Here is a 10,127-nt window from a genome sequence, read left to right on the forward strand (position 1 = left end):
GATAGGACGTTGCCACGCTTTTGGAGGATTAGCTCAGTTGGGAGAGCATCTGCCTTACAAGCAGGGGGTCACAGGTTCGAGCCCTGTATCCTCCATTGAGCGTTTTAGCTCATGAGCCGTTAGCTCAGTTGGTAGAGCATCTGACTTTTAATCAGAGGGTCGACGGTTCAAGCCCGTCACGGCTCATTCAAATGCTTTGCATTTGGATTTGACTTTGAAAATTTAAAGTGTCATTTTTGCCGACTTAGCTCAGTTGGCAGAGCATCTGTCTTGTAAACAGGGGGTCGGAGGTTCGAATCCTCTAGTCGGCACTTTATTTATGCGGAAGTAGTTCAGTGGTAGAACATCACCTTGCCATGGTGGGGGTCGCGGGTTCGAATCCCGTCTTCCGCTTTGCCAGTTCTAATAATGCCGGGGTGGCGGAATTGGCAGACGCACAGGACTTAAAATCCTGCGGTTAGTGATAACCGTACCGGTTCGATCCCGGTCCTCGGCACTTACATGCACCCATAGCGCAATTGGATAGAGTGTCTGACTACGAATCAGAAGGTTGAAGGTTCGACTCCTTCTGGGTGCATTTTTCGGGAAATAGCTCAGCTTGGTAGAGCACCTGGTTTGGGACCAGGGGGTCGCAGGTTCGAATCCTGTTTTCCCGATTTATAAATTCTAATATATTTATTAGTTTTTTCGCGGTGTAGCTCAGCTGGCTAGAGCGTCCGGTTCATACCCGGGAGGTCGAGGGTTCGATCCCCCCCGCCGCGATTTGGCTGGCTGTTTTGGACCTTTAGCTCAGTTGGTTAGAGCAAGCGGCTCATAACCGCCCGGTCGTAGGTTCGAGTCCTACAAGGTCCATCAGAGATTAGCTTTGATGAATCATTATAGTTTTAATCTTATTTTATGGAGGATTACCCAAGTGGCTGAAGGGGGCGGTCTTGAAAACCGCTAGGCCGCGAGAGCGACGCGAGGGTTCGAATCCCTCATCCTCCTTATATTATCGCGGGGTAGAGCAGTCTGGTAGCTCGTCGGGCTCATAACCCGGAGGTCGTTGGTTCAAATCCAGCCCCCGCAATTTTGGTCCGTTGGTCTAGTTGGTTTAGGACGCATCCCTGTCACGGATGAGATCACGAGTTCGAGTCTCGTACGGACCGTTATATTTGGCTCGGTAGCTCAGTTGGTAGAGCAACGGATTGAAGCTCCGTGTGTCGGCGGTTCGATTCCGTCCCGCGCCATTTAGTTTAATATTTATGCGGGTATAGTTTAGTGGTAAAACCACAGCCTTCCAAGCTGTTGTCGCGAGTTCGATTCTCGTTACCCGCTTTAGATATGGGCCTATAGCTCAGCTGGTTTAGAGCGCACGCCTGATAAGCGTGAGGTCGATGGTTCAAGTCCATTTAGGCCCATTTTGGAGAAGTACTCAAGTGGCTGAAGAGGCGCCCCTGCTAAGGGTGTAGATCGCGAAAGCGGTGCGAGGGTTCGAATCCCTCCTTCTCCGTTAATGACCCGTTAGTCAAGTGGTTAAGACACCAGCCTTTCACGCTGGTATCGTGGGTTCAAATCCCGCACGGGTCATATTATTATCGCGGGGTAGAGCAGCCTGGTAGCTCGTCGGGCTCATAACCCGGAGGTCGTTGGTTCAAATCCAGCCCCCGCAATTTTGGTCCGTTGGTCTAGTTGGTTTAGGACGCATCCCTGTCACGGATGAGATCACGAGTTCGAGTCTCGTACGGACCGTTCGCAAGCTTAAGGTAAATAACCTTAGGCTTTTTTGTTTTCTGTAAAGACTTGATTAATAGGAAGATGGTATGATAATCGAATTTTAATTAGCTTAGTTTATTCATGACATCTAAGTTTTAATAAGTTATTTATACCTTTAGTTTCAAGTATTTTTGAAATAAAATGAGAAGAGCTAATTATCGATAATAATAGAACAACTGATATTTTGTATAAAAAACTGGTATTGATTTTAATCAATACCAGAAAATTTGCACTTAATTTTGCTTGCTAAAATTTCAACTAATTAGATAATTATTAAAAGACAGGTTTATAAATCTCGTCATAGTAACTATTATCTGATCCCATACTCGTAAAGTTCTTTAATGATTTAAAGGATTCGCTATTTTGCCAATCAGTTAAACTTTCAAAATCTTTCCAGGATGTTAATAAAACCAATGTTGTTGCTTCAACTTTATTATCTACAGAAAGTAGGTAACCACCATTCATATCAGCGGGTTCTTCAATAACTTTTTGAAGTGAATTATAAAGCAATTTTTGTCGGTCACCATTTACTTGAAATGACTGGTAGTAAAAAAGACCATTTAAGTTTGCATTTAGTGTTTCGTCTAGAACTGATAGCTTTACTGGTGATTTAAAAATAGTGTCTTTTCCCGAAAGGTCAAAGAGAGCTAGTTTTCTTGTATGCGTAGTAGTTTGCATTAGTTTAAAATGCCGTTCTGGGTAGTTGTCAATAATAGATTGTAAAATTTGTCGTGAACCAAATGTTAAGCTGATTTTTGTTAACATATTAATTCCTCCTCAGAAGTTAGTAATCATTATTATTATAATACACTTTTTGATAATTATTAAACATTAGAAGCAAACTAGCATATTTCCCTTTGAATTAAGCTTACAAAAAGTCAATAACTTTACTTATATGACTTTAATTTTAAATAAATTAGTAGTATAATAATTAACGTATTAATGAATGTTCTAGTTAAACTAAAAAAGGAGGCCACTAACAATGGTTACATTATATACGTCTCCAAGTTGCACGTCTTGTCGCAAGGCCCGTGCCTGGTTAAAAGAACATGATATTGCTTATAGAGAACGAAATATTTTTTCTGAACCACTATCTCTAAATGAGATCAAGAATATCTTACGGATGACTGAAGACGGAACAGAAGATATAATTTCTAAACGGTCTAAGGCATATCAAAAATTAAATGTTGATCTTAATGATTTATCGATGAAGGATCTTTTTAAATTAATTAGCAATAATCCTGGTTTACTACGTCGACCAATCATTATTGATGATAAGCGTCTGCAAGTAGGTTATAACGAAGATGAGATTCGTCGATTCTTACCACGGAGAGTCCGTGAACTTGAACTTGTGGAAGCCCAAGAAAAGGCAAATATGATTTAACTCTGAGATATGGAAAGTGATGAGCTTTCCTTTTTTTATTTTTTCTTTTAATCTAGTAACTTTACATTTAGGCTAAAATCCTTACAATAGAAGTAACATCTATTTTCGGTAAAAAGGAGGTGCTGCTCAATGGAAATGGAACGCATTAATGAAAATACAATTCGTGTTTTGGTTGATAATGATGATTTATCTGCTCGTGGAATTACTATTTTGGATTTACTAGGTGATCATCAACAAATTGAAGACTTTTTTTATAGCATTCTAAAAGAAGTTGATACAGACCATCAATTTCAAAACAACGATGCGGTTACTTTTCAAGTTATGCCAACTAGCAATGGGTTAGAATTATTTATTAGCAAAAATGATTCAAACCTTGCTGGTAATGAACAGCGTGGATCAGGCAATGACCATGTGTCACAGTTTATTAAGCAACATTTAATCCAAAAGCATACTGAAAATCAAGAACAGCGAAAGACGATGATTGATGATGACAGTTCTGAGGTAAAGGCGCAACGAACAAATTGGCAAGTGATTATTTTTAATTCATTTGAAGATTTAATAGATTTTGCAAAGGTTGCTGAAGATGACGATTTATCGTCCTATTTATATAAGTATGATAATAACTATTATTTAGCAATGGCCTATCACAATGCTCATCTTAATGATGCTGCACTTAAGGATCAACTTGCAATTGCTTATGAATATGGGAGTCCAACTGCAACAACTGTTGATTTTTTGAGTGAACATGGAAAAAAGATAATGTCAGTATCGGCCCTTCACTTGATACGTCACTATTTTGCTTAAGTCGTAATTGAGTTTTATCTCAATGCGGCTTTTTTTCGTGCAAATTTAAATAAAATACGTATATATAATTATAGGAGGGATAAAATGTTAATTGCGATGGGAAATAAACACTTGGTTGTTGCAAGCGAAGATATTCAAGCTAAGGGGAACTATCGATGTCCTGGTTGTCAGCAACCTGTTCTTTTACGTCATGGTAAGCATCGAATTCCTCACTTTGCTCATAAAAAACATGCTTTATGCGGATTTAGTGAAGGTGAGACTTTAGAACATTTGCAAGGCAAAAAACAAATTTATCAGTGGCTGAAAATAAATAAGTGGTGTCCGCAATTAGAAGTATATTTACCTCAGATTGAACAGCGTCCTGATATTCTGTTAAAAAGAAAGAGCCAGAGAATAGCAATTGAATTTCAGTGCAGTCCTTTGAGTTTGGAAAGAATGTTAGAACGAAATACAGGATATCAACAAGCTGGCATAACTGTTTGGTGGATACTGGGGGCTCCATATTTTCGGCGATTAGGAAATCAAAAAATTGTCCAATTTACTCAAATTTATAAGGGGAGACCGGCTTTGTTGTTTTGGAATACTAAAACGGCCCGCTTAATTATTAAGCATGATTATTGGCGATGTTCATATAGTAATTTGAAGTTTAACCAAACTCTCATTATGAAAAAGCAAATTTCAATGTTAGCGAATAAACAGTATCATCAGCCTAGTAATGAAGTAAATGAGATTGCGATTGCAGCTTTTAAGTTAACGGGGCGAACACTTGCACAATGTCCGCTCGTTTGTCATGATCTAGTTGTAAGCTGGCCAACGATGGCTAAACCAATTATTCTTTGGCGAATTGGTGTAATATTAAAATTGATGGAGTTTCCGTTATTTTTTTCTTGGCATAGTAATGAATGGAAAAAATTATTAATTATAACCGGCCGTCGTGATTGGCTATGCCCGGGATGCATTAATGTAGATATGCTGCGAATGCGGGTTATTCAGCAATATACTAATGACTTAATTGATGCTGGTGTAATCTGTTATAGTAATGATCATTTCATTTTGTGTCGACGACCATGCTGGGTTAACAGTCCTAAAGAAAAATTGAAAATACAACAGGGGAAAAGGAGTGCGTAATATGCAACATACTTGTACAACTTTCTTAGCAGGGAAAAATGCAATGATTGATGGGTCAACTATCATTTGTCGAGAAGAAGATTATGGAAATAGTTTTGATCCACAACGATTTGTGCTTATTAAACCAGAAAGGCAACCGCGAGAATATCGTAGCAAGAATACAGATTTCAAACTAAAATTACCTATTCCTAAGTTGAAATATACATCAACACCAGATGCATCTGATAAAGAAGGTATTTTTGGCGCTGGTGGAATCAATAGTGCCAATGTGGCAATGACTGCTACTGAAACAATTACCACCAATGCTTTAGTCTTATCTTATGATCCCTTAAATATTGAGTCGGGGATTGGTGAAGAAGATTTCGTTACTCTTGTTTTACCATATATAAATAATGCTAGAGAGGGGGTTAAACGTTTAGGAGAATTATTATCGGAATATGGGACCTATGAATCAAATGCAGTGGCTTTTAGTGATAAAGATGAAGTTTGGTACATGGAGACAATTGGCGGCCACCATTGGGCAGCAATTAAAATTCCAGATAACGCCTATGTTATTGCGCCTAATCGTTTTAATATTACAGAATTTGATTTTGATTCACCTAATACAATGAGTTCTTTAGGATTAAAACAGTGGATTGATGATAATAAGTTAAATCCCAATCAAACGGATTATAACCTTCGTCATATTTGTGGAAGTGAAACGATAACAGATACAGTTTATAATAATCCGCGAGCGTGGTATGTCCAACAGCAACTAGGAACGATAAATCATAATCCGCAAAGCAATGATCTACCTTTTATTTGTTATGCCAATAAGAAGATTAGTATTCCAATGGTAAAGAAACTAATGAGTTCCCATTACCAAGGAACAGAATATGATCCTTATAAGTTAGACACGGATAAAGCTCCATTTCGCTCAATTGCCTTAAACCGTAATTTAGAACTACATATCTTACAAGTTCGTGGTGGTCTTCCAGATGGTATTGCGGGAGTTCATTGGTTAGCATTTGGTCCTAATACGTTTAATGCAATTGTTCCGTTCTATGCTAATATTGACGATACCCCAGCAGCTTATCGGGACACCAGTACTGAATATTCGATTGATGATATGTATTGGTTAACTCATACGATTACTGCTATTGGTGATCAATACTATCGGCAAGCGCAAAGTATTGAAGAAAATTTCGAACTACAAGTAATGGCTAAAACATTATCTTTACAACATCAGGCTGATAGTAAAATTAATGATCATCAAGATGTTAGTGCATATTTAACCACGATTAATAATCAAATGGCTGAAATTGCAATGGATAAAAGTAAAAAACTATTGGGTGATTTAGTGAAAATAGCATTTGCAAATGAAAAACTTCAATTTTAATAAAAGAAAAGCAAGAGCCCAGAACTTGAAACAGTTCTCGTCTCCTGCTTTTCTAATTATTATTTTGTAAAATTTTTAATTTAGGAGCTTGGTAGTTGCTAGCTAAATCATTTAGTGATGCTTTGGGGCTTAATTCGCCACTTTTGAAAGCATTAATTAAAGTATCATAATTAAAATTTGGAATCATTAGGCCATAATCAGAATCATTAGTGTTAAATACAACGGCAGTAGCAGTTTCAGAAACACCGAGATCATTGGCAATCTTTTGATCCTGACGAAATGCCTGCTTTGCGAGTTGACTTTGACGATCTTCTAGGAACATCTCAATGTCAAGATTTGAATCAGCCGCAATTTTGTTAGCTAATTCATCGCTATAATTTAATCCTTTTTTGATTAGCGCCGATTGTAAAAGCAACAAGTAATGGCGTCCGCGTTTTCGCCCTTGAAATAGTGCCGCTTTGTAATCTAGGATTACTTGATTAAGGGTCTTTGATACTCGCTGTCTAATAGCGAGATCGTGCGGATTAAGGTGATATAAGTCAATCGTATTATTGATTGTTTTCATATTGAATAGTGGTACAAACTGATAACTGATCTTTGTATTTAAATCGTGATCAATTTGTAAAACATCTTTTTCGCACCGCAAGCAACGCATCCCTAATGGATTCACAAAAAGATGAAGTTCGAGCATAATCACCCCTCCGATCATTTGTATACTCAAAATTCTAATCCTGTGAACATAATTATTTTTGCAAATATCAGTCAATTTGTAAAGAATTTAGTTTTGAGATAAATAGCAGAGTTATTCTATGAAATGTGCTAAAATATACGGAGATTTAACAGGAGGCTGAATTATGATTGAAGATTGGCAGCATTTTCTTTTGCCATATCAACAAGCCGTAAATGAATTAAAAGTCAAATTACGGGGGATGCGCAAACAGTTCCAAGACCAAACTCAGCATTCACCAATTGAATTTGTTACTGGAAGAGTGAAGCCAGTTGATAGTATAAAAGAAAAAATGATTAGACGTCATGTGCAGGAAAACCGTTTAGAACAAGATATGCAAGACATTGCAGGCTTACGAATAATGTGTCAATTTGTAGAAGATATCTATAAGGTTGTCGATTTATTACGGCAACGTAGTGACATGACTATCCTTGAGGAACGAGATTATGTAACAAATGTAAAGCCAAGTGGATATCGTTCATATCATATTGTTATTGAATATCCTGTTCAGCTGATTACTGGTGAAAAAAGGATATTAGCAGAGATTCAAGTACGGACTCTCGCTATGAATTTTTGGGCAACTGTTGAGCATTCGCTGAACTATAAATACCAGGGTGAATTTCCAGAAGAATTATCTGCTCGTTTGCAACGTGCCGCAGAAGCTGCCTTTAAGCTTGATAATGAAATGTCAGAAATTAGAGAAGAAATAAAAGAAGCTCAGACATTATTTTCAAATCGAAAATCAACGGATAGCTTTGAAAACGAAGATGAATTGAAGAGGTAGATTATGAGAATTGGAATTTATAATAACGAAACGGCAGAATCACAACGAGTGACTAAACTATTGAAATCTGAAATGGAAAGAGCCGGCTTAGTTTATGTGGAAAAAGATCCAGATGTCGTTGTAACGATTGGTGGCGATGGCACTTTACTATCTGCTTTTCATCATTACCAGAAGGACTTAAATAATATTCGTTTTGTTGGGATTCATACTGGACATCTTGGCTTCTACACTGATTGGCGTAGTTTTGAAATTGATGATTTAGTTGATAGCTTGTTAAAAGACAGTGGACAAGCAGTATCATATCCTTTACTTGATATGACAGCGACATATTCCGATGGTAAAGTAGAGAAATATGTCGCATTAAATGAATCGACTATCAGGAATGTTACACGAACAATGGTGTGCGATGTATTTATTAATAATCATTTATTTGAAAACTTTCGTGGGGATGGTTTATGTATTTCGACACCAACAGGATCAACAGCATATAATAAATCTGTTGGCGGAGCGATTATGGACCCTAATAGTATCGGATTTCAATTAGCAGAAATGGCATCACTTAACAATCGTGTGTTTAGGACGCTAGGTTCTCCCATCATTTTTGGCGCTAATACAAAATTGATTTTGCGATTACGGGATGAAAATGGCCATGTATTAACTTGTGATCGTGATCAGTGGATGCTAAAGAGCGAGAAAGAACGTTATCTGACTGAGTTATGCTATAGTGTGTCAAAACAACGAATTTATTTTGCCCAATACCGTCATAATAATTTCTGGAACCGGGTAAAAGATTCGTTTATTGGTGGCGTTCATTAATGGAATTTACTTGGATATATAATCATCAAACGCCACGGAAACTACGTGCAGCTTTAAGAATGTATGGCGTTTCATCTTCTTTATTAAAGGTGGCTATTTATCATGGCGGAAAAATGAAGATTAATGGGGAAGATAAATGGGCAGTGGATCAAGTACATTATCAAGATAAGATAACACTCATTCTTCCTCCTGAGGTAGCTAATAATAATGTTGATATCAGTAATGAACCAATCGATATTATATATGAAGATCGGGATTTCTTAATTATGAATAAGCCAGCGGGGGTAGCTACTGTTCCGGCTCATAATGTCGAAGTAGCAGATAGCTTAGTAAATCGTGTGCGGGGATACTATAAACAGCAAAATTATGAAAATCAGGTAACTCATGTTGCGACACGCTTAGATCGGGATACTAGTGGGATAGTTATATTTCCTAAGCATCGATTTGCACATGCAGTTCTTGATACACAGTTAAAGAAGCATTTGGTTAAGAAAAACTACCTAGCGCTTATACATGGAACGGTTCCAGCACAACATGGATATATTGATGCACCAATCAAAAGGGACGCCGATTCTTTTGTTAAAAGAATGGTAGGAAAAGGTGGAAAGGCGTCTGTTACTGAGTATTGGTGCGCAAAAAGTAATCCCCAGGCTAGTTTAGTGAAAATTCGACTTCATACAGGACGTACTCACCAAATTCGGGTTCATTTTGCTGCTTTGGGATTTCCGTTAATTGGCGATAGAATGTATGGCAAAGATTCGAAGATTATTGCTAGACAAGCATTACATTGCTATTGGGTGAAATTTTATAGTCCTTTTCAAGGGAAAAATATCATTGTATCGGCGCCATTGCCTAAAGACTTTCAACATGCGGTAAATTATTATATCGGATCATAAAAGTTTTGTAGTAGTAAATACAGTCAAGCACGATTAGCAGTTATTGCAATAGTGACTTGACTTTTTTGTTTGAAATTATGATGGAAAAATTGAGTTAAGAAAGTTCTTGTAAAAAAGAAAATGATTGGGTATAATATAGTTCCTGTTATCAAGAATAGATTACTTAGACCAATTAAAATAGTAGCTAAGTAAAAAAATAATTATAGTAAAATATAAATGATTATATTATCATTTGATTGCTTAAAGTTAGTACAATCTTTCATTGTATTTATTGAATGTTTTTACTTTTTTAGTAAAAAGTTGTTGACATTCACTTGATGACATGATATATTAATAAAGTTGCTGATTGAGTTATCAATCAAAAGAAATTCTAAAATAATTAAAATTTCTTCTTGACAAGTTGAATCAACATATGATATAATAAATATGTTGATTGGCTGCTTGATCAGCCAACA

9 protein-coding genes and 19 tRNA genes are annotated in these 10,127 nt (G+C 37.0%); 26 read left to right on the plus strand and 2 right to left on the minus strand.

Translation table 11 applies throughout. The features are described from left to right. Window positions 1-22 precede the first annotated feature (22 nt). The 19 genes from DTK66_RS06860 to DTK66_RS06950 all read left to right on the plus strand — a co-directional run bounded on the left by DTK66_RS06860 (window position 23) and on the right by DTK66_RS06950 (window position 1,731). A tRNA-Val gene (locus DTK66_RS06860) sits at window positions 23-95 on the plus strand. Between the two features lie 18 nt (window positions 96-113). Continuing rightward, window positions 114-186, plus strand: a tRNA-Lys gene (locus DTK66_RS06865). A 52-nt stretch (window positions 187-238) separates the two neighbouring features. Continuing rightward, window positions 239-311, plus strand: a tRNA-Thr gene (locus DTK66_RS06870). Window positions 312-321: 10 nt separating this feature from the next. Further along, a tRNA-Gly gene (locus DTK66_RS06875) sits at window positions 322-393 on the plus strand. Window positions 394-410: 17 nt separating this feature from the next. Then, window positions 411-496: transfer RNA gene (locus DTK66_RS06880), tRNA-Leu, on the plus strand. Window positions 497-503: 7 nt separating this feature from the next. Next, a tRNA-Arg gene (locus tag DTK66_RS06885) sits at window positions 504-577 on the plus strand. Window positions 578-582: 5 nt separating this feature from the next. Next, window positions 583-656 (plus strand) — tRNA-Pro (locus DTK66_RS06890). 32 nt (window positions 657-688) lie between these two features. Then, window positions 689-762, plus strand: a tRNA-Met gene (locus tag DTK66_RS06895). A gap of 16 nt (window positions 763-778) precedes the next feature. Continuing rightward, window positions 779-852 (plus strand) — tRNA-Ile (locus DTK66_RS06900). Window positions 853-899: 47 nt separating this feature from the next. Then, window positions 900-987: transfer RNA gene (locus DTK66_RS06905), tRNA-Ser, on the plus strand. Window positions 988-995: 8 nt separating this feature from the next. Continuing rightward, window positions 996-1,069, plus strand: a tRNA-Met gene (locus tag DTK66_RS06910). Window positions 1,070-1,073: 4 nt separating this feature from the next. Next, window positions 1,074-1,148, plus strand: a tRNA-Asp gene (locus DTK66_RS06915). Window positions 1,149-1,156: 8 nt separating this feature from the next. Then, window positions 1,157-1,229 (plus strand) — tRNA-Phe (locus tag DTK66_RS06920). 17 nt (window positions 1,230-1,246) lie between these two features. Continuing rightward, window positions 1,247-1,317 (plus strand) — tRNA-Gly (locus tag DTK66_RS06925). A gap of 8 nt (window positions 1,318-1,325) precedes the next feature. Next, window positions 1,326-1,400, plus strand: a tRNA-Ile gene (locus tag DTK66_RS06930). A gap of 4 nt (window positions 1,401-1,404) precedes the next feature. After that, window positions 1,405-1,492, plus strand: a tRNA-Ser gene (locus tag DTK66_RS06935). A 5-nt stretch (window positions 1,493-1,497) separates the two neighbouring features. Then, a tRNA-Glu gene (locus tag DTK66_RS06940) sits at window positions 1,498-1,569 on the plus strand. Between the two features lie 9 nt (window positions 1,570-1,578). Next, window positions 1,579-1,652 (plus strand) — tRNA-Met (locus tag DTK66_RS06945). Between the two features lie 4 nt (window positions 1,653-1,656). Next, window positions 1,657-1,731, plus strand: a tRNA-Asp gene (locus DTK66_RS06950). A gap of 297 nt (window positions 1,732-2,028) precedes the next feature. Here DTK66_RS06950 and DTK66_RS06955 read toward each other — a convergent pair. Next, complete coding sequence (locus tag DTK66_RS06955; RefSeq protein WP_153931479.1) at window positions 2,029-2,520, minus strand: antibiotic biosynthesis monooxygenase family protein; 492 nt, start codon at window positions 2,518-2,520, stop codon at window positions 2,029-2,031. Window positions 2,521-2,737: 217 nt separating this feature from the next. On the opposite strand from DTK66_RS06955, the gene spxA reads away from it, so the two are divergent. From spxA to DTK66_RS06975, 4 genes are all read left to right on the plus strand, one after another. Continuing rightward, entirely contained in the window at window positions 2,738-3,139 is a 402-nt protein-coding gene (gene spxA, locus DTK66_RS06960) for a transcriptional regulator SpxA (RefSeq protein ID WP_153931478.1), read from the plus strand. A 129-nt stretch (window positions 3,140-3,268) separates the two neighbouring features. Continuing rightward, on the plus strand, window positions 3,269-3,943 hold the full coding sequence (locus DTK66_RS06965) for an adaptor protein MecA (protein WP_191668196.1): 675 nt from the start codon (window positions 3,269-3,271) through the stop codon (window positions 3,941-3,943). An 84-nt stretch (window positions 3,944-4,027) separates the two neighbouring features. Beyond that, on the plus strand, window positions 4,028-5,071 hold the full coding sequence (locus DTK66_RS06970) for a competence protein CoiA (RefSeq protein WP_191668197.1): 1,044 nt from the start codon (window positions 4,028-4,030) through the stop codon (window positions 5,069-5,071). Window position 5,072: 1 nt separating this feature from the next. Next, window positions 5,073-6,449: a C69 family dipeptidase gene (locus DTK66_RS06975; protein WP_191668199.1), complete on the plus strand. Its 1,377-nt coding sequence runs from the start codon at window positions 5,073-5,075 to the stop codon at window positions 6,447-6,449. A gap of 52 nt (window positions 6,450-6,501) precedes the next feature. Here the strand turns inward: DTK66_RS06975 and DTK66_RS06980 are convergent, their stop codons facing one another. Continuing rightward, window positions 6,502-7,140: a DsbA family protein gene (locus DTK66_RS06980; RefSeq protein WP_191668198.1), complete on the minus strand. Its 639-nt coding sequence runs from the start codon at window positions 7,138-7,140 to the stop codon at window positions 6,502-6,504. 163 nt (window positions 7,141-7,303) lie between these two features. On the opposite strand from DTK66_RS06980, the gene yjbM reads away from it, so the two are divergent. From yjbM to DTK66_RS06995, 3 genes are read left to right on the plus strand one after another with little or no spacing between them, the layout of a single operon-like run. Next, the gene (yjbM, locus tag DTK66_RS06985) at window positions 7,304-7,960 is read left to right on the plus strand and encodes a GTP diphosphokinase (RefSeq protein WP_153931526.1); all 657 of its coding nucleotides are present in this window, start codon (window positions 7,304-7,306) and stop codon (window positions 7,958-7,960) included. Between the two features lie 3 nt (window positions 7,961-7,963). Further along, window positions 7,964-8,776 carry an NAD kinase gene (locus DTK66_RS06990; protein WP_153931527.1) on the plus strand — a complete coding sequence of 271 codons (813 nt, stop codon included), beginning with the start codon at window positions 7,964-7,966 and terminating at the stop codon, window positions 8,774-8,776. Then, window positions 8,776-9,672 carry an RluA family pseudouridine synthase gene (locus tag DTK66_RS06995; RefSeq protein ID WP_153931528.1) on the plus strand — a complete coding sequence of 299 codons (897 nt, stop codon included), beginning with the start codon at window positions 8,776-8,778 and terminating at the stop codon, window positions 9,670-9,672. Before DTK66_RS06990 ends, DTK66_RS06995 begins: the two co-directional genes overlap by 1 nt. The last annotated feature ends 455 nt before the right edge of the window (window positions 9,673-10,127 follow it).

Origin of the sequence: Limosilactobacillus walteri (genome assembly GCF_014830205.1) — a bacterium.
Classification (GTDB): domain Bacteria; phylum Bacillota; class Bacilli; order Lactobacillales; family Lactobacillaceae; genus Limosilactobacillus; species Limosilactobacillus walteri.

What these genes read in the sequence shown, in the direction of transcription:
- spxA (WP_153931478.1), top strand. Translation starts at nt 2,738, where the DNA reads ATGGTTACATTATATACGTCTCCAAGTTGCACGTCTTGTCGCAAGGCC.
- yjbM (WP_153931526.1), top strand. Translation starts at nt 7,304, where the DNA reads ATGATTGAAGATTGGCAGCATTTTCTTTTGCCATATCAACAAGCCGTA.
- DTK66_RS06980 (WP_191668198.1), bottom strand. Translation starts at nt 7,140, where the DNA reads ATGCTCGAACTTCATCTTTTTGTGAATCCATTAGGGATGCGTTGCTTG.
- DTK66_RS06975 (WP_191668199.1), top strand. Translation starts at nt 5,073, where the DNA reads ATGCAACATACTTGTACAACTTTCTTAGCAGGGAAAAATGCAATGATT.
- DTK66_RS06990 (WP_153931527.1), top strand. Translation starts at nt 7,964, where the DNA reads ATGAGAATTGGAATTTATAATAACGAAACGGCAGAATCACAACGAGTG.
- DTK66_RS06995 (WP_153931528.1), top strand. Translation starts at nt 8,776, where the DNA reads ATGGAATTTACTTGGATATATAATCATCAAACGCCACGGAAACTACGT.
- DTK66_RS06970 (WP_191668197.1), top strand. Translation starts at nt 4,028, where the DNA reads ATGTTAATTGCGATGGGAAATAAACACTTGGTTGTTGCAAGCGAAGAT.
- DTK66_RS06965 (WP_191668196.1), top strand. Translation starts at nt 3,269, where the DNA reads ATGGAAATGGAACGCATTAATGAAAATACAATTCGTGTTTTGGTTGAT.
- DTK66_RS06955 (WP_153931479.1), bottom strand. Translation starts at nt 2,520, where the DNA reads ATGTTAACAAAAATCAGCTTAACATTTGGTTCACGACAAATTTTACAA.